General features: G+C 26.9%; 15 protein-coding genes, 2 riboswitches and 1 other annotated feature. Of the genes, 13 read left to right on the top strand and 2 right to left on the bottom strand.

The features are described 5' to 3' along the window. Positions 1 to 148: 148 nt before the first annotated feature. The 11 genes from NG901_RS03575 to NG901_RS03525 all read left to right on the top strand — a co-directional run bounded on the left by NG901_RS03575 (position 149) and on the right by NG901_RS03525 (position 19651). The gene (locus NG901_RS03575; RefSeq protein WP_252212370.1) at positions 149 to 3073 is read left to right on the top strand and encodes a helicase C-terminal domain-containing protein; all 2925 of its coding nucleotides are present in this window, start codon (positions 149 to 151) and stop codon (positions 3071 to 3073) included. A 225-nt stretch (positions 3074 to 3298) separates the two neighbouring features. Beyond that, positions 3299 to 4669, top strand: a complete 1371-nt coding sequence (locus NG901_RS03570; RefSeq protein ID WP_252212369.1) for an MATE family efflux transporter — start codon at positions 3299 to 3301, stop codon at positions 4667 to 4669. Positions 4670 to 4971: 302 nt separating this feature from the next. Next, a complete protein-coding gene (locus NG901_RS03565; protein WP_252212368.1) occupies positions 4972 to 6159 on the top strand; it encodes an MFS transporter in 1188 nt (395 codons plus the stop codon). Between the two features lie 99 nt (positions 6160 to 6258). Next, positions 6259 to 6360: riboswitch (purine riboswitch) on the top strand. A 138-nt stretch (positions 6361 to 6498) separates the two neighbouring features. Next, a complete protein-coding gene (locus NG901_RS03560; protein ID WP_434062234.1) occupies positions 6499 to 7863 on the top strand; it encodes a uracil-xanthine permease family protein in 1365 nt (454 codons plus the stop codon). 2 nt (positions 7864 to 7865) lie between these two features. Then, positions 7866 to 8438, top strand: a complete 573-nt coding sequence (locus NG901_RS03555) for a xanthine phosphoribosyltransferase (RefSeq protein WP_252212367.1) — start codon at positions 7866 to 7868, stop codon at positions 8436 to 8438. 255 nt (positions 8439 to 8693) lie between these two features. Next, a complete protein-coding gene (locus tag NG901_RS03550) occupies positions 8694 to 10067 on the top strand; it encodes an MATE family efflux transporter (protein ID WP_252212366.1) in 1374 nt (457 codons plus the stop codon). 851 nt (positions 10068 to 10918) lie between these two features. Beyond that, entirely contained in the window at positions 10919 to 14359 is a 3441-nt protein-coding gene (locus NG901_RS03545; protein WP_252212365.1) for a pyruvate carboxylase, read from the top strand. Between the two features lie 383 nt (positions 14360 to 14742). After that, positions 14743 to 16038 carry an amidohydrolase gene (locus tag NG901_RS03540; RefSeq protein ID WP_252212364.1) on the top strand — a complete coding sequence of 432 codons (1296 nt, stop codon included), beginning with the start codon at positions 14743 to 14745 and terminating at the stop codon, positions 16036 to 16038. Between the two features lie 231 nt (positions 16039 to 16269). After that, a riboswitch (purine riboswitch) is annotated at positions 16270 to 16365 on the top strand. Between the two features lie 238 nt (positions 16366 to 16603). Next, positions 16604 to 16866, top strand: a binding site (T-box leader). Between the two features lie 172 nt (positions 16867 to 17038). Further along, complete coding sequence (gene tyrS, locus NG901_RS03535) at positions 17039 to 18253, top strand: tyrosine--tRNA ligase (RefSeq protein WP_252212363.1); 1215 nt, start codon at positions 17039 to 17041, stop codon at positions 18251 to 18253. Positions 18254 to 18323: 70 nt separating this feature from the next. After that, a complete protein-coding gene (locus tag NG901_RS03530; RefSeq protein WP_252212362.1) occupies positions 18324 to 19136 on the top strand; it encodes a purine-nucleoside phosphorylase in 813 nt (270 codons plus the stop codon). Between the two features lie 35 nt (positions 19137 to 19171). Beyond that, positions 19172 to 19651, top strand: a complete 480-nt coding sequence (locus NG901_RS03525; RefSeq protein ID WP_252212361.1) for a methylated-DNA--[protein]-cysteine S-methyltransferase — start codon at positions 19172 to 19174, stop codon at positions 19649 to 19651. A gap of 217 nt (positions 19652 to 19868) precedes the next feature. Here the strand turns inward: NG901_RS03525 and NG901_RS03520 are convergent, their stop codons facing one another. Together NG901_RS03520 and NG901_RS03515 are read right to left on the bottom strand one after the other, a co-directional pair. After that, positions 19869 to 21920 (bottom strand): YcdB/YcdC domain-containing protein, encoded by a 2052-nt coding sequence (locus NG901_RS03520; protein WP_252212360.1) that lies wholly within the window; start codon positions 21918 to 21920, stop codon positions 19869 to 19871. A 352-nt stretch (positions 21921 to 22272) separates the two neighbouring features. Further along, positions 22273 to 23622 carry a [Fe-Fe] hydrogenase large subunit C-terminal domain-containing protein gene (locus tag NG901_RS03515; RefSeq protein ID WP_252212359.1) on the bottom strand — a complete coding sequence of 450 codons (1350 nt, stop codon included), beginning with the start codon at positions 23620 to 23622 and terminating at the stop codon, positions 22273 to 22275. Between the two features lie 206 nt (positions 23623 to 23828). On the opposite strand from NG901_RS03515, the gene NG901_RS03510 reads away from it, so the two are divergent. Both NG901_RS03510 and galE read left to right on the top strand, forming a co-directional pair. Next, positions 23829 to 24506: a GTP pyrophosphokinase gene (locus NG901_RS03510; protein WP_252212358.1), complete on the top strand. Its 678-nt coding sequence runs from the start codon at positions 23829 to 23831 to the stop codon at positions 24504 to 24506. Between the two features lie 199 nt (positions 24507 to 24705). Beyond that, positions 24706 to 25695: a UDP-glucose 4-epimerase GalE gene (gene galE / locus NG901_RS03505; protein ID WP_252212357.1), complete on the top strand. Its 990-nt coding sequence runs from the start codon at positions 24706 to 24708 to the stop codon at positions 25693 to 25695. Positions 25696 to 25825 lie beyond the last annotated feature (130 nt).

The following is a 25825-nucleotide window of genomic DNA, read 5'->3' as shown; positions in this document are numbered from 1 at the left end:
AAGTATAGAATTATTAAAGCTTATAAAGCTAATAATATTTAAGATTAGGAATAGATTTAGTGAAGAATTGTATTATGATATAATTTTATTAGATTTATTAAAAAACACATATTTAAATTATTTAAATACTAGGAGTTAATAGTATATTATGGAACAATTAAAAAGCATTTTAGATAATGTTATATATCTAGATATTGAAACAACAGGATTAGACGAAAACAACTGTGAAATAATCGAAATTGGTGCAGTTAAAATAAAAAATTCAAGTGTAACTACATATGAGGTACTAATAAGACCTAAGGGAAATGTTCCTGTAAGCATTTATAAACTTTGTCAGGGGTTAAAAGAGGAAGAGCTTATGAACTCAAAGTACTTAGAAGATATAAAGAAGGAGTTGTTAGTTTTTTTAGAAGATTTGCCACTTATCTGCCATAATAGAGGCTTTGAAAGAAAATTTCTCTCTTATCATATTCCTGAGATAAAAAATGAAATATTTGATTCTATGGAACTTTCAGCAATACTTGAACCTTGGAGAAAAGAGTATAATTTAGATTCTTTAATAAAGAGTATCACTATTTTAGATAAAGATGAATTTCATAGAGGTCTTGAAGATTCAATTGATACTTTAAAAGTGGTAAACTCACTTTTATGTAGAGAGTGGATTAGAGAAGAAAGTAAAAAGAAAAATAAATCACTATATAATATTATAGATAAAGACTATGAATTTTTAAAACATTGGGAATGGAAAGAATATTTATTGAAGCCAATATTATTTAATATAGAGGATTATCCTTATGTAAGTTATGAAGAAAATAAAAGGCAAGATGTTAAGCTAAAAAGAATACCAATAGATTATGAAAAGTATGAAGATCTATTAGTTAATGAAGAAATATGGAATAATGGCGGTGATTTTGGCTACCAATATAGGGAAGATCAAAAGAACTTTTCAAATAAGATAAGAGAAAATATAGAAAATGAAAAAAGAATATTTATAGAAGCACCAACTGGAAGTGGAAAAACATTTGCATATCTTCTTATAGCAGCAACTAAAGCTTATTTAAACAAAAAGAATAAGAAAATAGAAGATGCAAGTTATTTTATATCTACAAATACCAAAGAACTTCAAAATCAACTTATTGAAAAAGATATACCAATGATACTTAAAAAACTTGGATTAGACAAAAAATTGAACTATGGAGCTATGAAAGGAAAAGCAAATTATATTTGCATAGATAGATTAAATAAATGTGATGCACTTAATGAAAGCAAAGAAAGTAGTTTAACTCAATTGTTTTTAAGAAGATTATGTGATGGTGGTAAACATGGAGATATAGAAAATATAAGCTATTGGGCATATATTCATTTTGAAATTGATAAATATTTAAAAGCAATAAATTGTGATAATGAATCTTGTGATTTGGATAGATGCATTAAACCATGTTATTTAAAAAATAGGTATAATGAACTTCCTAGTGAAAATATAACTGTTATTAATCATTCATTATTATCATGTTATCCATATTCTGAAAAGAAAAAGATAAACCACTTAATAATTGATGAGGCTCATAATTTAATGGATAAATGCTATGATTTCTTTTGTGAAGAGTTTATTTCTAATGAATTCATAGAGTTATTAAATCAAATAGAAAAAGGACATCCAAGTATTTATACTCAACTTAGGACATTAAATGCAGAATATGGGTATAGAGAAAATATAGATTTAAATAAATTGAGATTTTTAGTTGAAGAGATTAATAGTAATATAATTATACTGTTAAATGAGTTTAGAAGTATAGAATTAGCGAATGGTAAGTATAATTTTACTACTGAATTCTTTTTACCTAAAGATGAATTAAAAGATATAATGAAGGACTTAAGATTACCAATATCTAATATAAAAGAAAGTATATATGGAATATATAAGGTTTTAAATGATTATATAAGAAATATCACATTAGAAGATGAAACAAACGGAGATAAAGAGCTTAGAAGTTTGAATGATTATGTAGGCAAATTAAAAGATAACTTTAATATAATAGATAAATTTTTAGAAGAAAGTACATTTTACGCAAAAGAATTAGAAATAGATATGGAATATAAAGGATTTACATTTAGAAATATACCTTTAAACGTTGGTGAATTAGTAAATGAACATATGCTTAAAGAAGTAAAAAGTACAACTTTCTTATCAGCAACTTTAAGAATAGAAAATTCTTTTAAAAAGATAAAGAAACATTTAGGTCAAGAAAATTCTGATGAGTTTATAATTCCATCCACATTTAATTTAAAACAAAGAACAAAAATATTTGCTTTAAATGATATAGGTTCTTATGATAGTCCAAATTACACTAAGAATATGGCATATTTTATATTTAATACTGCTAAAAAGTTAAATGGACATATACTTGTTTTATTTAATAGTAACAATAGAAAACAAGAAGTTTTTGATGAATTGCAATTATTAACTAGTGGAACAAAGATAGAAGTTCATGTAAATAGAAAAGCTATTTCATCTCTAAATGATAAAAATAGAAGTGTTATAGTATTAGGGGGAAAGGGATTCTTTGAAGGAATAGACATAGCTGGAGAGGGACTTACATGTGTGATGTTAGATAAATTACCTAATTATAGTATAGATTACCCAATATTAAAAGCTATAACAACATATCAAAGTAAGAGATACCAAGAAGTTAATTATCCTCAACTATGTATAAAAATGAAACAGATATATGGAAGATTGATTAGAAGTGATTTAGACTATGGATATTTTGTTATATTAGATCCAGGGAAGAATTCTAATACAATAAGAAATATAGAAAGAGATCTTAGCGGTCCGGAAATTGAAATTCTTAATTCAGATAGAGTATTAGATAAAATTGATTATGACTATAAGTTTTGGAAAAAGTATAATTTAAATATTTTGTTAAGAGATATGAGAAAGAAAAATAAAAACATTGAAATTGAATTCAATAATGAAGCGAGAAAGCATAAAATTTTTTGGGAACTTTTAGGTACCAAAGATGAGCAAAGTTATTTTCGTAACATAGATTTTAATTTAAAGGCTAAATTGTAGACAATAAGGTATGATGAAAGTAAATATTGAAAGATGTATTTCACAATATTTTCACTATATTATAGATGATTTTTAGGCAATTCCAATACCAGTAAGTTTGTAGAAATATAAATTTACGTATCAAGGTGTCTTAACATTATGTACATATTGTAGTAACATTATGTATTAAGATGCTAAACATAGTTAGGGAATGTTTGAGTCTATATGATAATAGGAGTGAATAACATGAATAAAAATACAACAGATAAAATAACTACAGACTTAGGTAAAGATCCAATAGGAAAATTACTTTTTAGTTTGGCTCTTCCAGCTATTGTTGCTCAGCTTGTAAATATTTTGTATAACATAGTAGATAGAATATTTATAGGTAGAATTGCTAATGGAGACATAGCCATGGCAGGAGTCGGAGTTGCATTCCCAATAATTCTTATAATATCTGCATTTAGTGCATTAATAGGAATGGGTGGAGCGCCAATTGCAGCTATTAAAATGGGAGAAAAAGATAATGATGGTGCTGAAAAAATATTAAGTAATAGTTTTTCTACTTTAATAATATTAGGAATAGCTTTAACAATAGGATTTTTTATATTCAAAGAACCATTGCTTTGGGCATTTGGAGCTAGTGAAGCTACAATAGGATTTGCTAATGATTATTTAGGGATATATCTTGTAGGAACTATAGCAGTTCAAATAGCTCTTGGAATGAATTCATTTATTAATACTCAAGGATTTGCTAAAGTAGGTATGACTACTGTAATGATAGGAGCTGTTATAAACATAGTTCTTGATCCTATTTTAATTTTTGGATTTGATATGGGAGTGAAAGGGGCAGCTTTAGCTACAATACTATCTCAAACAGTATCAGCAGCATGGGTGTTGTATTTCTTATTTGGTAAAAAGAGTATACTTAAGATAAGAAATAAATATTTAATTCCAAATGCAAAAATAGTATTATCAATAATGGCCCTTGGAGTATCTCCATTTATAATGCAAGCTACTGAAAGTTTAGTTTTAATATCTCAAAATAACCAACTTTCACTTTATGGTGGGGATTTAGCAGTTGGAGCTATGACTATAATGAGTAGTATTATGCAAATAATACTATTACCACTTATGGGACTATCTCAAGGTGCTCAACCAATTATAAGTTATAACTATGGAGCAAAAAATGTTAATAGAGTTAAAAAAACATTTAAATTGCTTCTTATAAGTTGTTTATCTTATACCGTTATTATGTGGGTGCTTATAATGGTATCTCCACAAGGATTTGTAAAGTTATTTAACAGTGATCCTAAATTAATAGAAATGACATCATGGAGTATGAGAATATTTTTTGCTGGAATTATAATTTTTGGTGCACAAATAGCGTGCCAACAAACATTTCTTGCTTTAGGTCAAGCTAAAATATCACTTATATTAGCTCTGCTTAGAAAAGTTATTTTATTAATACCGCTTATTTTTATATTACCTATGTTTTTTGAAGATAAATTAAGAGGGGTACTAATGGCAGAACCAGTTGCAGATATACTAGCAGCAATATCAACTATAATTTGTTTTATAATTTTTTCAAAGAAATTATTTAAAATTAAGGAATAGAGAATTTTAAAAAGCATAAGGAATTGAATTGATTTATAGTTTTAATTAATTCAATTCTTTTTTTCTTTATATGGAAAATAAAAGTAAATATGTAAATGTTATATGAATACAAAAAATATTAAATAATGCCTAATAAGACACAGATAATGCAATAATCATATACATTTGTTTGTAAGCATACTGCTAAATTTAAGTTTTTCACAAGTTATAGGATAATTAAACTTTAACTAATAGGAATAGTAATAAATCAAAATTGACAAAATAAATGTACATAAGGAAAAGAAAGCTAGGTGTAAATAAATATGAAAAAAGTATCCAAGAGATATTTACTTGTGTTAAATCTAACTGTTATGTTTGCATTTAATATGGCACATCCCGTTACTCCAAGGTTAATTACAGAATTATCATTACCTTCTTTTATGTTTGGTATATTTTTTGCTTTTATGTCTATTGCAACATTTATTTCATCTCCAGTTTGGGGAAAGCTATCCGATGAAAATGGAAGAAAAAGATATTTAATATATGGTGTTTGTGGATATGGAATAAGTCAAATTGGTTTTGGTTTTTCAAAAAATACAATATTCATATTAATCTTTAGATTATTAGCAGGTGCCTTTGCAGCAAGTTATATAACAGTTTCAATGGCATATATAACAGATATAACCAATAACAAGAATCGGATAAAGTATTTGTCATATTATTCAGCTTTTGGTTACGTAGGAAGTTCTTTGGGATCACTTATGGGAGGTGTAATAGGAAGCAATAAATATAAATTAACATTTTTATTTCAATTTGTTGTATGTTTGATAATAACCTTGTTAATAAATTTTTTTATAGGAGAGAGCATAAGGACACCATCTTTGACTATAAACAAAAAACTTAAAATATATGAAGGTGAAAAAATTAAAATAAATCTAAAATCTGTACTAGGAATTATGATAATAGCAGTTGCATTAACTTCTTTTTCAACAACAAGCTATAATTCAACAATAAATTATTATGTTGAAGCAGTTTTAAAGTTATCACCTAGTGTAATTGGTATAGTGATGTTTGTATCAGGAATGATAGGTCTTATAATGAATTTTTTTGTAAATCCTCATTTAGCACAAAAATTTAATGAAAAGAATCTCTTTAAAGCAGTTGTAGTTTTTTCAGGAATATCTCTTATAATAGCATCATTAATAGAAAATTTAATTATTGCAATAATTTTTGTGATAATTTTTTTATCATTTATTTCTTTAATAATACCTATACAACAAAGTATAATATCTAAGGAAGCTAACAAAAATTATGGTATGATAATGGGAATGCAAAATTCGTCTAAAGCATTAGGAATGGTAGCAGGATCTTTATTTTCAGGATTTATATTTAATGTTGGAAGTAAGTTACCTTTTATAATAGCTGGATTAATATTAATAATTACATATTTTATATTAATTTATACAAAAAATTTTAAAGACGATGAATTTCCAAATTGCAAGAATTTTTGATAAAAAATGATTAGTTTTATTAAAAACTATTGTATTATATTGAGAACGTCTTAATAAACTATAATTTATTTGAATAAATAAAGTTTATATGTTATAATTTCAACATTCATACGAAAGGCTCGTATATTTTCGATATAATGGTTGAAAAGTTTCTACCTGCTATCCGTAAATTAGCAGACTACGAGGTATTGTTAAAATTCTTGATTAATTATTATCTAGAAATGCAACACCTCAAATTTTATAATTTGAGGTGTTTTTTTGTTAGATTTATTTAAGCATATATTAGTTATTTACGCGTCTTTAGGTATGATTATTTTTACTAAGAGGGGGATAAATAACATGCAATTAGAATTAGAGCAAACGAAAAGGCCTAAAATGAGACAAGATAATTTGTTGAAAAATCAAGAAGATGTACAATTACTTTATGGTATTGATGACAAACCTAATTTAACTACTCAAATATTATTGGCATTTCAAAATATATTTGCAGCATTTGGAGGAATTATAGTTGTCCCATTGGTTATTTCAAGTGCATTAGGATTTGACACTGCAACATCAACTGCTCTTATGAGTGCAACGATTTTAGCTGCTGGAATAGCTACAGTTATTCAATCTAGAGGAGTTGGGCCTGTAGGATCAAGAGTAGCATGTATAATGGGAACAGATTTTACCTTTGTTTCACCATCTATAGCTGTTGGAAGTGTTTTTGGAATTCCAGGTATTATAGGTGCAACAATTTTGGGCTCATTTGTAGAAATAATTTTAAGTTTTATAATTAGACCACTAATGAAATTATTTCCACCATTAGTTACAGGAACAGTTGTATGTTTAATAGGTCTTACATTACTTCCAGTATCTATGGATTGGGCAGCTGGTGGAGTAGGTTCATCAAGCTATGGTAGTATAATGAATATTTCAATTGCTATGTTAGTAATGGTTGTAACGTTGCTTTTAAATAGATACGGAAAAGGATTAGTTAGTAGTGCTTCAATTTTAATTGGTATGATAATGGGATATATAATATGTATACTACTTGGAATGATTGATTTTACCATTGTAAAAGAAGCAAATTTCGTATCATTTCCTAAAATATTTTCATATGGTGTAACTATTGATTGGAAAGTAGTAATACCTTTTATTCCTGCATATTTTGTTACTACAATAGAAACAGTTGGGTGCTTAAAAGCAATAGGTGAAGTTTCTAAAATAGATATGGACGATAAAAAAGTTGGAGCTGGTGTGTTAGCTGACGGAATTGGAAGTATGTTAGCAGGAGTTGTTGGAACATTTCCTAATACTTCTTTTAGTCAAAATGTAGGATTAATTCCTTTAACCAAAGTAGCTAGTAAGTATGTTGCAATGATGGCTGGAATTATATTGATTATATTAGGCTTTTTTCCTAAGTTTGCAGCTTTAATAAATATAATACCATCACCAGTTTTAGGCGGTGTAGGAATAGTTATGTTTGGTACTGTTGCAGCATCTGGAATTAAGACTTTAAGTAGAGTAAAGTTAAATAATAGAAATTTATTAATAATAGCAACATCAATAGGTCTTGGAGTTGGAATTACATTCCGTCCAGATTTTATAAGTCAATTACCAGAAGGATTAAAAATGATATTCTCATCTGGTATTTCAACTGGAACTATTGTAGCTTTAGTTTTAAACTTAATATTAAAAGATGAAAAAAGTGAGGTAAAATAAAAATGGAAAATTTACATAAGCGTATATTAGAAGAAGGACAGGCACTTTCAAATGAAGTGTTAAAAGTAGATTCATTTTTAAATCATCAAGTAGATGCTGATTTAATGTATGAAATGGGCACATATTTTAAAAATTACTTTAAAGGTCATAATGTAACTAAAATATTTACAATTGAAAGTTCAGGAATTGCACCAACTGTCATGACAGCTATGCAAATGAATTTACCAATGGTAATATTAAAAAAACAAGCATCTAAAATATTAAATGGTGATGTTTATCAAACAACAGTACATTCATTTACAAAAGGTACAGATTATGAACTTACACTTCAAAAGAAGTATATAAATGAAGATGATAATATATTAATTATAGATGATTTTTTAGCTAATGGAGAAGCAGCACTTGGAGCGGCAAGATTAGTAGAAGTTGCTGGAGCTAAAGTTGCTGGAATTGGGATTGTAATAGAAAAATCATTCCAACCAGGTCCAAAACTTTTAGAAGAAAAAGGATATGATTTATATTCTTTAGCTAGAATAGAAAAGCTTGAAAAAGGAATCATAAAAATTAAAAAATAATGCTTTTAAAATTATATATGCATAACTAAAACTAGAATCGTAGTTAGATTAGTATTAATTATGAATTCTAGTTTTTGTTATTACTTTATTCTTTTGAAAATTTTATTACTAATTAATTTTTGTATAACTAAAACACATAGCATAATTTACTTTATTATAGAACACTTGGTAAATTTATATATTTTATGTTAGTATTGTACATGGAGTTTTTTAGATATTTGTAGTTATTTATATAGACAAAAGGGGGGAGAAATAGTGACAATAACAAAACAGTTAATAAACATAGTAGAAGATAAAGTATTTCTTCGTAAAACAATAGCCATTGCTATTCCAGTAACTATACAAGCTTTACTTAATACAACATTAAATCTTATAGATACTATGATGATAGGGCAATTAGGTGAAACCACCATTGCAGCTGTAGGACTTGCTAACAAAGTCTTTTTTGTATTTACATTATTATTATTTGGAATTGTAAGTGGATCATCAATATTAACAGCTCAATATTGGGGTAAAAAAGATATTAAAAATATAAGAAAAGTACTGGGAATATCTTTAATTATAGGTTTACTTGGAGCAATAATATTCGTTATTCCAAGTTTAATATGCCCTAATTTAGTTATGAGAATTTTTACACCAAATGAATCAACAATAGGTATAGGAGTTGCGTACTTATCAATTGTTGCATTAAGTTATCCATTAACAGCAATTACTAATGCTTATATTTCTTTATTAAGAGCTGTAAATGAAGTAAAAGCACCAGTTGTAATAAGTTTATTTTCAATTTTAATTAATGCAGTTTTAAATTATACATTAATATTTGGACACTTTGGTTTTCAAGCATTAGGGGTGCAAGGCGCTGCTATTGGAACTTTAATTGCTAGGATAGTTGAATGTATTAGTGTATTAAGTGTGGTTTACTTAAAAAATGGACCAGCTGCTGCAAGATTAAAGGAATTAGTTGATTTTAATAAAGAGTTTATAAAAATGTTCTTTATTACAGTATCTCCAGTTATTGCAAATGAGTTTATGTGGGGACTCGGAGTAACTATATATTCACTTGTATATGGAAGAATGGGTGATGGAGCAGTTGCAGCTATCACTATAACTCAAACAGTTGAACAAATAGCAGTAGTAATATTCCAAGGTATTAGTGCAGCAACAGCTGTTATTTTGGGAAATGAATTAGGCGCAAATAAACTTAAAAAAGCAGATATACATGCAAAATATCTTCTTATATTGCAATTTATAGCTACTTTATTTATAGGAATTATATGCTTTTTAACAAGATGGCCATTAATACATTTGTTTACGGTGACAGAATCAGTAGCAGTAGATATAAGCAAATGTCTAATAGTATTTGTATTATATTTACCTTTTAAAATGTTTAATTTAGTTAATATTACTGGAGTTCTTAGAAGTGGAGGAGATACTAAAGCAGGACTTATTTTAGATTCTACTGGAGTATGGTTAATTGGAATTCCTTTAGCTTATTTAGGCGGAATATTTTTATCATTACCTATTTATTGGGTTTATGTACTAGTATTAGCAGAAGAAATTTATAAATTTGTTTTAAGCTTTAAAAGATATAAAAAAAAGAAATGGCTAAAAAATATTGTTGAAATATAATGGTTTAGATACTACTTATTAAAATTAAGGCTATGTTTAAAAATAGTATTAATATTATAGTATAAGCCTAGTGGACAGAGGGATTTACTTTAGGAACTTTAGAAATAGATATTAGCCTGGTTAAAAAATAGCTGAGAGTATTTTGTTACACTTAGCTATTTTTGTATTTAAAATGCTAGGGGTTAAATCAGTATTTAGAAAATTATTATAAGTAAGTACAAAATAATACTTTCAATATATTAATTTAGTAATAAGTATATTTTTCTATTATAGAAAGAAAATAATGTTATTGATATAATTTTTAAGGAGAATAGATAATTAAAAAAATTATAAGTATAATTATGTCTACAGTATTAATATCTAGTTTAATTGCATTTAGTAATGAATTTCTTAAGAACAATGCTATAAATAATTTAAATGATGAAGAAGTGTTTTTTGATTTTTAGATATAGATGATATTTATGAAAAAATAAGGCTTAAAAATACAAATTAAACAGAATTAGATGATTAATTGTTATAATGTAAATATTAAAGATATTATGATTTTACATAATAATACGAACTTTATAACTAAAAAATTATTTGTAAGATTGAATAAATATTGATAAAAATTTATAATATATTATCAATATTTTAAAAATAAAAATATTGATAATTGTTGGTGTTTAAGATTTTTATTATTTATTGGAGTAAAATTAATAATGATAGAATTAAAAGAAAAATAATAACGAATATTAAGTGATAATTTTAGTCAAATGTGCTATAATTTTTATAATATTATCAATTAAATTAATTAAATCAATCAAAAGTACTGTAATTATAATATAAGAAGAAACAAAGGAGTGTATTAATTGGGGAAGAAATTTAAAAGAGTATTAGTTGCCAATAGAGGAGAAATTGCAATAAGAATATTTAGAGCATGTCATGAACTTGGAATAAGAACTGTTGCTATATACTCAGAAGAAGATAAACGTGCTCTTTTCAGAACTAAAGCGCATGAAGCATACCAAATAGGCAAAAATAAGGGGCCGGTAGAAGCATACTTAAATATTGACGAGATTATAAAGCTCGCATTAAAGAAGAATGTAGATGCTATACATCCAGGGTATGGATTCTTATCTGAAAACCCTGAATTTGCAAGAAGATGTGAAGAAGTAGGGATAGAATTTATAGGTCCAAAATCTGAAATGATGGATCAATTAGGCGACAAGATAAAATCAAAAATAGTTGCTAAAAATGTTGGAGTTCCTGTAATACCAGGAGTAGAAAAACCAATAAATTGTGAAAAAGAGGCAATGGAGATTGCTGGTATGTGCGGTTATCCAGTTATGATAAAAGCTGCTGCTGGTGGCGGTGGAAGAGGTATGAGAATAGTAAGGCATGAAAATGAGCTCGTTGATGCATTTTTAAGTGCCAAAAATGAAGCTAAAAAGGCCTTTGGTATAGATGATATGTTTATTGAAAAATACATAGAAGGACCAAAGCATATAGAAATTCAAATTTTAGGAGATAAATATGGAAATGTAGTTCATCTTTATGAAAGAGATTGCTCTATTCAAAGAAGACATCAAAAAGTTATTGAAATTAGTCCAGCTTTATCTTTAACTCAAGAAAAAAGAGAAGAAATATGTGCTGATGCATTAAAAATAGCTAAAGCTGTTGATTATAGAAATGCAGGGACTTTAGAATTTTTAGTAGATATGCACGGAAATCATTATTTTATAGAAATGAATCCAAGAATTCAAGTAGAACATACAATAACAGAAATGACTACAGGAATAGACTTGGTTCAAAGTCAAATTTTAATAGCGCAAGGTTATGCATTAAATTCTAAAGAAATTGGGATATATTCTCAAGAAGATATAAAACCAAGAGGTTACGCTATTCAATGTAGAATAACTACTGAAGATCCATCAAATAATTTTGCACCTGATACAGGAAAGATAGATGTTTATAGAACTAGTTCAGGATTTGGTATAAGACTAGATGGAGGAAATGGCTTTGGTGGTGCAGTCATAAGTCCTTATTATGATAGTTTATTAGTGAAAACAACAGCGTATTCAAGAACTTTTGAAGATGCTGTTAGAAAATCAATACGTGCAATAAAAGAGTCAACAATTACAGGCATAAAAACAAATGTAGACTTTTTAATAAATGTATTAAATAATGAAACATTTAAAAAAGGTGAGTGTGATACTAACTTTATATCAGAAAACCCACAATTGTTTGATATATCACCACAAAACGATAGCGAATATAAATTACTTAATTTTATTGGTGAAAAGTTAGTAAATGAAACAAAAGGAATTAAGAAAGAATATGATGTTCCTGTAATTCCTATAGTAAATTCTTTAGATGGTTTATCAGGAACTAAGCAAATATTAGATGCAGAAGGTCCTGATGGGGTAGTCAAATGGATAAAAAATCAAAATAAATTATTACTTACAGATACTACAATGAGAGATGCTCAACAATCATTAATGGCTACTCGTGTTAGAAGTAAGGATATGAAAAATATAGCTAAAGCAACAGCATTATATGGAAATGATTTATTCTCACTTGAAATGTGGGGTGGAGCTACGTTTGATACTGCATATAGATTTTTAAAAGAATCTCCATGGAGAAGACTTGACTCGTTAAGAAAAAGAATTCCTAATGTTATGTTCCAAATGCTTATTAGAGGTGCAAATGGTGTTGGATATAAAAATTATCCTGATAATGTAATAAGAGAATTTATAAAAGAATCAGCTAATAGTGGAATAGATATATTTAGAATATTTGATTCACTAAATTGGTTGAAAGGAATAGAAGTATCTTTAGAAGAGGTACTTAAAGCTAATAAAGTTGCAGAAGTTGCACTGTGCTATACAGGTGATATTTTAGATGAAAATAGAGATAAGTATAGTTTGAAATATTATGTGGATAAGGCTAAAGAAATTGAAAAAATGGGTGCACATATACTTGCAATAAAAGATATGTCTGCATTGCTTAAACCTTATGCAGCTAAGAAACTTATAACTGCATTAAAAAATGAAGTTTCAATTCCAATTCATCTTCATACACATGATACAACAGGAAATGGTGTTGCAACTGTATTAATGGCTGCAGATGCAGGAGTTGATATTATTGATACAACTTTTAATAGTATGTCAGGACTTACAAGTCAACCAGCTTTAAATTCAATAGTTGCAGCTCTTAACAATACTGACAGAGATACAGGAATTGATATACGTGGAATTCAAAAATTATCTGATTATTGGGATGCAGTAAGACCTGTATATGATCAATTTGAATCTGATTTAAAATCAGGTAGTGCAGAGATTTATAAATTTGAAATTCCAGGAGGACAATATTCAAATTTAAAGCCACAAGTTGAAAGTTTTGGACTTGGACATAGATTTAATGAAGTGAAGAAGATGTACAAAAAAGTAAATGATTTACTTGGAGACATAATAAAGGTTACACCATCTTCAAAAATGGTTGGAGATATGGCTATATTTATGGTACAAAACAATTTAACTCCTGAAAACATATATGAAAAAGCAAAGAATATGGCTTTCCCAGATTCTGTAGTTTCATATTTTAAAGGAATGATGGGTCAACCAGAAGGGGGATTTCCTGAAGAATTACAAAAACTTGTTTTAAAGGGAGAGAAACCTATTACAGTTAGACCTGGAGAACTATTACCACCAGAAGATTTTGATAAAATTGAAAAATATTTAAAAGGAAAATATAAATTTAAACCATGTAAAAGAGATATACTAAGTTATGCTTTATATCCAGATGTATTTGAAGATTTTATAAAGTCAGTGCTAAAATATGGGGATGTAAGTCTTATGGGAAGTGATGTATTCTTCCACGGCTTATCTGAAGGTGAAACAAGCGAAATAGAAGTTGCTGAAGGTAAGACTATGATAGTTCAGTTGATTGAAATTGGGAAATTAGACAAAGAAGGTTATAGAACTATTGAATTTGAAATAAATGGTAATAGAAGAAAGATAAAGATAAAAGATAGAACTGAAAGAGCTACAAGCATGTTAAGTTTAGATAATCCAACTAAAATGGCAGATTCATCAAATAAGCTTGAAATTGGTGCAAGTATTCCAGGAAATATAATAAATATACTTGTAAAAGAAGGTCAAGAGGTTAAAGAAGGAGAAAGCTTAGTTGTGATAGAAGCAATGAAAATGGAAACAAATATAGTTGCTAGTTGTGATGGTGTTGTAGAATCTATTTTTGCAGAAGAAGGAAAACAAGTAAAAACTGGTGAATTGCTAGTAAAACTAAAATAAATTAGTAAAACTAAAATATATGAATAACGAAAAAACAACTTGATTATTAAATTAAATAATCGAGTTGTTTTTTATTTTGTTTTATATATTAGATAGCAGTGTATTCTTTTAAACATTTTAAAGATGATTTTTCTATATTATACATTTAGTTTTAAATTTATAATATTTTTTTCGGTTAGTAAATATGTATAACGTTTAATATATCTATTTGGAAAAATAATATAGAAAAAATTATTAAATATTAATAATGAAATATAAAAAATAAGTTTTTAAATAAAAATAGTTGTTGAATATTATAATTATTTTTGGTAATATATCATAAATTATAATAAGCAAATTTATAATACTAGCTACCGTAAATAAAAGAAATGGGGATGCTTATTATGTTATTTAAAAATATTACAATGATTGATGAAAACTTTAATACTATTGAAGGGACTAATATTTTAGTAGAAGAAAACAAAATAGTATATATTGGGGAAAATGTTCCGGAAAATTATATTGGTGAAGTATATGATGGAGAAAATAAGGTTGCAATGCCAGGATTTTTTAATACACATTGCCATGTACCAATGACTTTACTTAGAGGATATGGAGAAGGGTTACCTTTACAAAGATGGTTAACTGAAAGAATTTTCCCGTTTGAAGCTCTACTTACAGATGAAGACTGTTATTGGGGAACTTTACTTGGAATATCTGAAATGATAAAAAGTGGGGTAGTATCTTTTACTGATATGTATTCTCATCTAGAATCATTAGTAGAAGCTATTGATGAAACAGGAATAAAAGCAAATATTTCAAGTTCATACTTAAAAAATGATGATAATAATGATTATTTTAAACATAATTCATATAAAGAAACAGAATTTATAAGAAATTATGCTAAAAGTTCTAAAAATGGAGCTATTAAAGGTGACGTATCTATACACGCTGAATATACTTCATCAGAAGAGTTAGTAAAACAAATTTCTGAGTATTGCAATTCTACAGAAATGAATATGCATATACATCTTTCAGAAACAATACTTGAGCAACAAGCTTGCAAAGAAAGACATGGGGGATTAACTCCAGCTGAATATTTTTGTAAATGTGGAACTTTTAATAGTAAAACAACAGCAGCTCATTGTGTTTTTCTTGAAGGTGATGATTTTAATATTCTTAAAGAAAATAATGTTACAGTATCACATTGTCCAACTAGTAATTTAAAACTTGGTAGTGGAATAGCGCCAGTGAAGACTATGCTAGAACATGGAATTAATGTGAGTATTGGAACTGATGGTGCAGCAAGTAATAATAATCTTAATATGCTTGAAGAAGTTAATCTTGCAGCTTTATTACATAAGGGTGCTAATAATGATCCATTATTCTTAAGTTCAAAAGAAATACTAAAAATATCATGTTTGAATGGTGCAATGTCACAAGGAAGAGATGATTGTGGTTGTATTAAAGTAGGAAATAGAGCGGATATTGTTGTTTATGATTTCAATAGTCCTCATATGCAACCAGTACATGATGTTTTAGCAAATATATTTTATTCTTCACAAGCAAGTGATATTTGTTTATCTATGATAGATGGAAAAGTTGTATATAAAAACGGAATATTTACAACTATTGATATAGAAAAAGTTTATTATAATGTTAATAGAATTAAGAATGAAAAAATTTCTAAGTTAAAATAGAAATTTTATATATTAATAAAGTTTTGGCGATAAAAATTTTAGATTTAAAGTAAGTTTTTCTCGCTATTTTCTTTATATATAGGTGTATTTTAAAAAGAATTATTTACATTAAATATATTAAAAAAAGTTAATATAATGTTGACTTTATATTTTTACTATGATATTATATGATTTAAATAATACGGTAGCGAAATTTATAATTTGCATTTTAATTAAATAATAAACAATCATTAATTAAATAATATTTTAACTTATATAAGTTCATAATAGGTTGAACGTTTCTACCAACTACCATAATAGTTGATTATAAGTTAATCCTTTTACGGGATTGCTATATTCAAATTTTTATGAGTGTTGGTTTTTTTGTACATAAAAATAGAATAAATTGATAAAATATAGTAAATTCTCGTACAAATACTTTATTTTAAAATTGAAAGTGGTTACAAAAAATAGAATTTATATTACTTGACAAATAAAAAATATTTATCTATAATTGTAAATAATTTAATATATACATAGCATAACGAAGATTTATATTTTATATATTTCGGAGTATGAGATTTAAAGAAAAGCTTTGAAAAGAACAAGTAGAAATTAGTTAAGCCAAACAGAAAGTTGCCGGATGATGAGAGGAACTTGGAATTCTAATTTTGAATACATCTTAGAGCTTCAAACTGAACAGATTTAAAATCTAATTAGGTGAGACGTATCCTTGCACACGTTATAGTGCTAAAGTATATCCATAAAATATGGCGTACTTGAAGAGGTTAATTATGTGAGTAATTAATAAATTAAGGTGGTAACACGAGATATACTCTCGTCCTTTATAAAATAAAGGATGAGAGTTTTTTGTTATCATATTTTATCGTGTATATTTAGAAATGCGAATGTGAGAGAAGTTATACACAACTAAAACCAGCCTTAATAATTTTTATTAGCTTTTATAAATCTTATAGAACTTGCTTATATTAAAAATTTTAAATATAAGGAGTTATGATATATGAAAAAGACAATTGATGAACAAATTAAAATTATAGCAAAGGGAGCAGCAGATATTATAAGCATAGAAGAATTAAAAGAAAAGCTTATCAAATCTGAAAAGGAAAATAAACCCTTAACAATTAAATTAGGTTTAGATCCAAGTGCACCAGACATACATCTAGGGCACGCAGTTGTTTTAAGAAAAATAAAACAACTGCAAGATTTAGGACATAGAGCTGTTATTTTAATTGGAGATTTTACAGGAAAAATTGGAGATCCAACAGGTAAGTCAAAAACAAGAAAGCCATTAACACAAGAACAAGTTTTAGAAAATGCAATGACATATCAAAAACAAATTTTAAAAGTTTTGGATAAGGAAAACACAGAAATTAGATTTAATAGTGAATGGTTATCTAAGTTAACATTTGAGGAAGTATTAAAGCTAGCAGCAACTACTACAGTTGCAAGGATGCTTGAAAGAGATGATTTTAAAAATCGTTATAGTACTAATGCACCTATTGGTATCCATGAATTTTTTTACCCTTTGATGCAAGGATACGATTCAATTGTATTAAAAGCTGATATAGAGCTTGGAGGAACAGATCAAACTTTTAATATTCTTATGGGAAGAACTTTACAAAAAGGCATGGAAATGGAACAACAAATAGCAATATTTATGCCGATTTTAGAGGGATTAGATGGAGTGGAAAAGATGAGTAAAAGTCTTGGAAACTACATAGGAGTAGATGAAAAAGCAGAAGTAATGTTTAAAAAGATTATGGAAGTACCAGATAGTCTTATTATAAAATACTTTGAATTAGCAACGGATGAACATCCAGATAGAATAGATGAAATAAAAAGGGAGATTGAAAATGGAAAAAATCCTAGAGATGTAAAATTAGAACTTGCTAAAATTATTACAGGCTTATATCATTCAAAAGAAGAAACAAAGTCTGCTATTAAATACTATGAGCAAGTATTTAAAAATGGAAATTTACCAAGTGAAGTGCCAGAAATAAAAGTACCTATAGATATTTTTAAGTTAAAAGAAATAAGTAAGATTTTGGTGGAAGAAGGAGTTGTTCCCTCAAATAAAGAGTTTAGAAGACTAGTAGAACAAGGTGGAGTGCAAGTAAATACTGAAAAGGTACTAGATTTTGATAATATTAAAATAAATGATAATGATATCCTAAAAATAGGTAAAAAGAAATTTATTAAGATAAAAAAGCTATAAGTATTTTACAATATTCAGATTTGCGGTTAATATAGTAGTATATAATAAATTTAACAATGGAGGAAATGCTATGTACAATAAAATAATGGAATCAGTAAATTACATTAATGAAAACGTAAAAAGAAACCCTAAAATTGCAGTAATACTTGGATCTGGATTAGGAGATTTAGTTAATGTTGTAGAAGATATAGAAAGTATATCTTATGAAAAAATACCTAATTTCCCAGTTTCTACAGTTAAAGGCCATGAAGGGAAATTAGCTTTTGGAAAAATAAATGGTGTTGAAGTATTATTAATGCAAGGAAGATTTCACTATTATGAAGGCTATAATATGAAAGAAGTTACATACCCAATATATGTAATGAAACAATTAGGAATAGAAAAAATAATAGTAACAAATGCTTGCGGTGGAATAAATACAAACTTTGAACCAGGAACATTAATGATAATAAATGACTTTATAAACTTATTTGGAACAAATCCATTAATTGGAGTTAATGATGAAAGATTAGGAACTAGATTCCCAGATATGTCAGAGCCATATAAAATAGAACTTATGAATAAAGCTAAAAAAGTTGCTGATGAGTTAGGAATAAAATATGATGAAGGCGTTTATGCTGGATTTATGGGACCATACTATGAAACAGCTGCTGAAGTTAGAATGATAGGAAAACATGGCGCTGATGCAGTAGGTATGTCAACGGTACCAGAAACAATTGTTGCTAACTATTTAGGAATGGATGTATTAGGAATAGCTTGTATTACTAATATGGCAACAGGAATACAAAAAGTTAAACATTCACATGAAAGAGTAGTAGAAACAGCTCAAAAAGCATCAGCTAACTTATGTAAATGGGTATCAAAAGTTATAGAAGTTATATAACTTAAATATAAAAAAAGATAGGGGATTTGTATTTAGTGAAAAATATATTTTTCTATGAAACAGTTCTTGGGAATATAGGAATAGCGGATAATGGAAGCGCTATCACAAATTTATATTTTAATAGAGATAGTGTTGCTGAAGATATGATTTTAATTGAAACTGATCTTATAAAAAAAGCTTTCGCTGAGCTAGAAGAATATTTTTGCAAAAATAGAAAGCAGTTTGAAATTCCGTTAGAGCCATATGGTACTGATTTTATGAAATCTGTATGGAATGAATTGCAAGATATTCCATACGGAAAAACTTGTACTTATGGAGATATAGCTGAAAAAATAGAAAATCCTAAGGCATCAAGGGCTGTTGGTCTTGCTAATAATAAGAATCCAATTCCTATCTTTATACCATGTCATAGAGTTATTGGGAAAAATGGTAAGCTAGTTGGGTATTCAGGTGGTTTAGATATAAAAGAAAAGCTTTTATATTTGGAATGTTCAAAGAATAAGACTGTGTTTTAGTAAAATGTTTGATATATGCATAAGTAAAGTGGACGGAGTAATTGAACTTAGGAATGCTAAAATGAGTATAGTCCCATTTTAGCTTGTTCCCAATATAAAATTAGGACAAGCAGTAAATATGACAATACTCATTAAGAATTCTCAAAATCCAATTGCAATGTCACTTTACCTATTGCATATATCAAACATAGTTAAAACACAGTCTTATTTATATGTCTTATTTATTATTTGCTTTAGTTAATAGGTTATATATTATTTTTGCAGCTTCAGCATTTGTTACATTGTTGTTTGGATTAAAATTATTATTTTCATCACCTGTAATTATTCCTAATGAATGGCAAATTGAGGAATAACCTTTAATGTCATCTTCAATAGAATCACTGAAAGGATTATTAAATATATAGGCATTTTTAGCAATTTTATCATATCCTAAATATCTAACTATTAATTTACTAATATCTTTATTTGTAAGCAATGAATCAGGTGATTTTTCTTCTGTTTTTAAAATTCCTTTTTCTATAAGCATATCATAAAATTTATCATCATCATCAGAATTATTAAAGTTCCAAATTTGAGAATAAAGGTATTTCAAGAAATTAATTTGAGTTATGTTATTATCAGGATTAAAGTTATCACTTTTTAAATAATAACCATTTTCTAATAATTCTTTAACTATTTTTTCACACCAATGCCCATTTATATCAGAATATTTAGGAAGCTCATTTTCTTTATATACTTCTCCATTAAATTTAATTCTTGTCCCATTAAAAGGATTAACAAGATAATTTTCATCTAAATCTATAAAGTTATATATTAAAGAGATATTATTATCATTGGACATTGTATATTCTAATCCAAATTTATCACTAATTTTATCAAAAATTGCTTCAGATGATAGTGCTGATTTTATATCTGGAAAGTTAACATTATCATACCATTGGCTATTATATTCACAAACTTTTCCACTAAATTTATTAATAGAAACCATAAGATAGTTGTTTACAAAGTTAATTCCGTTTGCTTGACGGATAAATTTAAAGTTATAAAAGCTATCATTTTCATTTATATTTGTATCTAAGACTTCTAATTTTGTTTCTATAAACTTATTAGGAGAAACTTCATTTAGAAATTTATTTGCTATATTTTTAGCATCATCAATAGGTATTACATTGTTTTTATCATCAATATTTGAATAATGATAAAAAGATAATAGTTCACTTGACTTAGCATCCACTTCTGCAGAAGCATTTTCAAAATTAATTGTCCAAATATAATTATTTGATATTAAATCTTTGTTTATATGAGAATTTGAAATTTTACCTTCAAAAGAGTCTAAATCACTATATTTTTTAATTATATCGGTAGCTGTATCTTTGTTTATAAGTCCAGAGACATTTTTTATTGCATCATCTTCTTCTTTTGTTAAATTCTTTAAGGAATCTAAGCTTTCATTAGTATTTTTATATCCATCTTTACCTAAATATATATTTTCATTATTTATAGAAATCTTTTCTCCAGAATGTGCATCTATAGCTACATTATGAGTACTATTTATGCAGTATGCTGGGAAAATATTTAGCTTATCATTTTTATAATCATAATAAGAATAATAATTTAGCTTTAAACCAATTTTATCAACATATGATTTCTTAGCTTTTGATTTTTCAACTATATTATCATTAGAAGGATAAGAAAGAGAATTTGTATTTAAGTTATTTGTATTAAAAGTAATTATTTCACCAGTATATTTATCTACAGAAATGTTTACATATAAAAAGTTTAATGGAATATTATTAAAATAACATTTATATTTAAATGTATAGGAACTATCTGTTGGATCATTGTAAACATTTATTTCTTTTAAAGAGCTATAATGATTTACAAGCGCTTTTTTTATAAAATCTTCACAAGCTTGTCTTGATTCATCCTTAGTGACAGATGCAAGTGACTTTGAAGTATTTTCATTACTGTACTTATAAAAATCATATATATTCCCATTTTCATCTATAGAGATAGATATATTTCCGTATTTTCCTTGTACTTCTGACCAATTAAATTCAAATAAATTTACTTGTCCAAGAATTGTTTTTTGTTCTCTACTAGAATGAGTAAAATCAGTATAAGTATCGGGAATAGTTATTATGTTTTTTGTTTTTGTAATAGCATTTTCTAATGATTTACTATAATTTTCATCTGCAAATGCTGGATATTGAAGACTAAAAAGAAGACAAAAGAGTAGTAAAATACTAAAAAAATAATTCTTTTTCATTAATATATCCCTCCATTAAATTATAAAAAAATTAAAAATACAGTTATAGTCTATAGTATGAAACAGGATATAAATATTCGCTTGATCCTGAACCTACTCATCAACCTTATAATTATATGGTATCATTAAATATATTTTCCAGCTACTATTTAATATGTTTATTAAGTTTAATTTAAGAAAGAATTATTAAATTAGGCTCTGTTTTAGTAGCGTGTTGATATTGCATGCCACTTCACCTATTGCATATATCAACACATATTTAAAACAGAGCCTTAAATGTATTGTATTTTAAATTTTCTAGGTATTAAAAAGTTAAAATTCATTGTTTAATAATAAGTAAAAAAATTAAAATTTAAAAATCACGTTCTAATATTTCTATTTTTTTAGGATCTTTAAAATCTTCTAATGAATTTATATCAATTTTTGATAATACCTCATCTAAAATTTTACTATGAACAGGAACTTTTATAGGTGAATCATAAGCTAATTCATCAACAGCAACTTTAGATTTAGTTGGTGGAACAATGGCTTTAGGTCCTCCAACACATCCACCAGGACACCCCATACCTTCTATAAAATTGGCATCTACTTCATTTTTTAAAGCTTTATCAAGAATGGCCTTACAATCTTTAATTCCATCAACCTTAATACTTTTAAAATGCTTAAATTTTTCAGGATAAAGCTCCTCTATAGTTTCAGAAACAGCAATTGAAACACCGCCAGTCCTTGCATACAAACGACCAGCTTTTGATGCATATTCAACAGATGGAATACCTTTTAAATCTATAGGATTTATCTCTAAAGCTCTAAAAATTTGATCTACTTCTTGAAATGTTAATACAAAGTCAATAGAACCAGCTAAATCTTTTTCTTTTGCTTCAGCTTTTTTGGCGATACAGGGGCCAATGAATACAACCTTTGTGTCTTTATTTAATTTTTTCAGTATTCTTCCAGTTGCTATCATAGGAGAAACTGATGGTGATAAATCAGGAACAAGCTCTTTATAAACTTTCTTTAACATTCCAACCCACATTGGACAGCAACAAGAAGTTATCATTAAATCATCTGGTGTATTAACATGTTTGTTAAATTCAACAGCTTCTTTTATTGTTAATATATCAGCAGCAAATGCAACTTCAACCATATCAGTAAAGCCTGCTTTGATGAAAGCTTCTCTTAATTGATCCATTGTTACATCTTCTCCAAATTGTCCGATGATAGCAGGAGCTACAGCAGCAATAACAGTTTTATTTTCTTTTATTAAATTCATTATAGGTAAAAATTCAACTTTATCTAGAATCCTTCCGTTTTTGCATGAATCAACACAAATGCCACAATTAATACACATATCTTTGTTTATAGCAGTAGATTTTTTTTCACTATCATAATATATAGCATTAAAAGGACATGCTAATTCACAAGTATATTTTTTTTCTTTATTAGGTGTACAATTTGCACCACAACATTCAAGTTTTTCAACAATTCTTTTATTAACAGTGTATTCTGTAATTGCTTTTTTTATATTGTATACATAATTATTATCAAATTTAAGCTTTACTCCACATAAAGATGTTATTATTTCAAAAGTTTCTTGTGGAGATACTTCATGACATACCATAATGCGATTAAGAGTTTCATCAAAATTGCCATTATAATAGGATTTAACTAATGTATCAAATAAATCTAAGTATTTATTATTCATAAATATATAACCTCCAAGTTAATGAATAAAATTAAATTTTTAATTATAATATTAGTATGTATTAATATACTTTATTTTATTAAATTATATGTAAATTTAATTACTTAAAAGTTATAATAATTTTAAAAGATTGATTTTTACAATGAATATGTTAACATATTTATTGTAGAGGTTTATTTAGTATACTAAAGGGGGATGACATAATCATGAACAGCTTAAGAGAGAATGATAAAATATTTTTTGATTGTGGAAATTTAACTATATCAAGTGAAAATGTAGAAGAAAAATTAGATGAAGTTCAAGAAATTTTAATGATATATAGTTCTGCTATAAAAGAAATTAAAACTAAATTAGATATTTTAGATTTTGAATTTAAAATAAGAAGAAAAAGAAATCCTATAGAATATATGAAATCTAGAGTTAAATCACCTAGAAGCATATTAGAAAAGCTTAAGCGTAGAGGATTTGATGTGAGTATTAAATCGGCAAGAGAAAATTTAAATGACATAGCTGGAGTAAGGGTTGTATGTTCCTTTGTAAGCGACATATATGAAATTGCTAACATGTTAAGAAGTCAAAATGATATAAGACTAGTAGAAGAAAAAGATTATATAAAAAATCCTAAGGAAAATGGATACAGAAGTTTACATATGGTATTAGAAGTTCCAATTTATTTTTCAGATCATATAGAAAATGTAAAGGTTGAAGTCCAAATAAGAACTATTGCCATGGATTTTTGGGCAAGCTTAGAACATAAACTTTATTATAAAAAAGGAGAAGATACTCCAAAACACATAAGAGCAGACTTAAAAGAATGTGCTGATATAATTTCAGCTACAGATTTAAAAATGCAAAAAATTCAAGAAGAAGTTGAAAAGTTATAAAATACTTAATAAAATCTTATGTTTTATGTGATGATTTTGTAATTAAAAAGGAATATAATATAAATTGTAGATTAACATATTATATATAAATTAAGTAGCAATGTATAATTTACATAAAAGGTTTTGTTTTAAATATATCAATATTTTGATAAAACATAGTTAAATTAGTATTTGGCAATTTATAGGAGTGAGGTTGAAAATGAGTATTTTAGTTTTAGGTGGAGCAGGATATATTGGTTCTCATGCAGTAAGCCAATTAATAGATAGTGATTATGATGTTGTAGTTGTAGATAATTTACTAACTGGACATGAAGATGCAATGAATAAAAAAGCTAAATTTTATAAAGGTGATATAAGGGACAAGGAATTTTTAAGAGGGGTTTTTGAAAAAGAATCTTTTGAAGCAGTAATTCATTTTGCAGCAAATTCTTTGGTAGGGGAATCTATGGTGAATCCTCTTAAATACTTCAACAATAATGTTCAAGGAACACAAGTTTTACTAGAAGTTATGAATGAATTCAATGTTAAGAACATAGTATTTTCTTCAACAGCAGCTACTTATGGTGAACCAAAGCAAATTCCAATAACGGAAGAAATGGAAACTTGTCCTACAAATCCATATGGTGAAACAAAACTTACCATGGAAAAAATAATGAAATGGTGTGATAAGGCTTATGGAATAAAATATGTATCACTTCGTTATTTTAATGTTGCTGGAGCAAGAGAAGGTGGCGTTATTGGAGAAGATCATAATCCAGAAACACATCTGATTCCAATAGTACTTCAAGTAGCTCTTGGAAAAAGAGAGTTTATAACAATATATGGTGAAGATTATGATACTGAAGATGGTACTTGTGTAAGAGATTATATTCATGTTGAAGATTTAATAGAAGCACATATTTTAGCAATGAAATATTTATTAAATGGAGGAGACAGTAACATATTTAATCTTGGAAGTAGTCAAGGATTTTCTGTTAAGGAAATAATTGAATCTGCAAGAAAAGTTACAAAACACCCTATTCCAGCACAAATAGGAGCAAGAAGAGCAGGAGATCCAAGTAAGTTAGTTGCTTCTTCAGATAAAGCAAGAGAAATATTAGGATGGAATCCAAGTAGAACTAATATAACTAAGATTATAGAAGATGCTTGGGTATGGCATACAAATAATAAGAGTGGATATAACAAATAATTTCACATTGTAATAATTCTAAAATTTTGTTATAATTTAATATAGTCAGTTCGAAAGCCTCCTGACTTTAAATAAAACTACGGTTAACTTTTAGTAATAATAAACTTTTATATATTTATAAAGGTTTATT

This window comes from Clostridium sp. CMCC3677 (assembly GCF_023845585.1).
GTDB classification, from domain to species: domain Bacteria; phylum Bacillota; class Clostridia; order Clostridiales; family Clostridiaceae; genus Clostridium; species Clostridium aquiflavi.
Note: the sequence above shows the minus strand (reverse complement) of the source record. Positions and strands in the feature narration are given on the sequence as shown.

What these genes read in the sequence shown, in the direction of transcription:
- NG901_RS03575 (WP_252212370.1), top strand. Translation starts at nt 149, where the DNA reads ATGGAACAATTAAAAAGCATTTTAGATAATGTTATATATCTAGATATT.
- NG901_RS03515 (WP_252212359.1), bottom strand. Translation starts at nt 23,622, where the DNA reads ATGAATAATAAATACTTAGATTTATTTGATACATTAGTTAAATCCTAT.
- NG901_RS03565 (WP_252212368.1), top strand. Translation starts at nt 4,972, where the DNA reads ATGAAAAAAGTATCCAAGAGATATTTACTTGTGTTAAATCTAACTGTT.
- NG901_RS03560 (WP_434062234.1), top strand. Translation starts at nt 6,499, where the DNA reads ATGCAATTAGAATTAGAGCAAACGAAAAGGCCTAAAATGAGACAAGAT.
- galE (WP_252212357.1), top strand. Translation starts at nt 24,706, where the DNA reads ATGAGTATTTTAGTTTTAGGTGGAGCAGGATATATTGGTTCTCATGCA.
- tyrS (WP_252212363.1), top strand. Translation starts at nt 17,039, where the DNA reads ATGAAAAAGACAATTGATGAACAAATTAAAATTATAGCAAAGGGAGCA.
- NG901_RS03510 (WP_252212358.1), top strand. Translation starts at nt 23,829, where the DNA reads ATGAACAGCTTAAGAGAGAATGATAAAATATTTTTTGATTGTGGAAAT.
- NG901_RS03520 (WP_252212360.1), bottom strand. Translation starts at nt 21,920, where the DNA reads ATGAAAAAGAATTATTTTTTTAGTATTTTACTACTCTTTTGTCTTCTT.
- NG901_RS03570 (WP_252212369.1), top strand. Translation starts at nt 3,299, where the DNA reads ATGAATAAAAATACAACAGATAAAATAACTACAGACTTAGGTAAAGAT.
- NG901_RS03530 (WP_252212362.1), top strand. Translation starts at nt 18,324, where the DNA reads ATGTACAATAAAATAATGGAATCAGTAAATTACATTAATGAAAACGTA.
- NG901_RS03555 (WP_252212367.1), top strand. Translation starts at nt 7,866, where the DNA reads ATGGAAAATTTACATAAGCGTATATTAGAAGAAGGACAGGCACTTTCA.
- NG901_RS03540 (WP_252212364.1), top strand. Translation starts at nt 14,743, where the DNA reads ATGTTATTTAAAAATATTACAATGATTGATGAAAACTTTAATACTATT.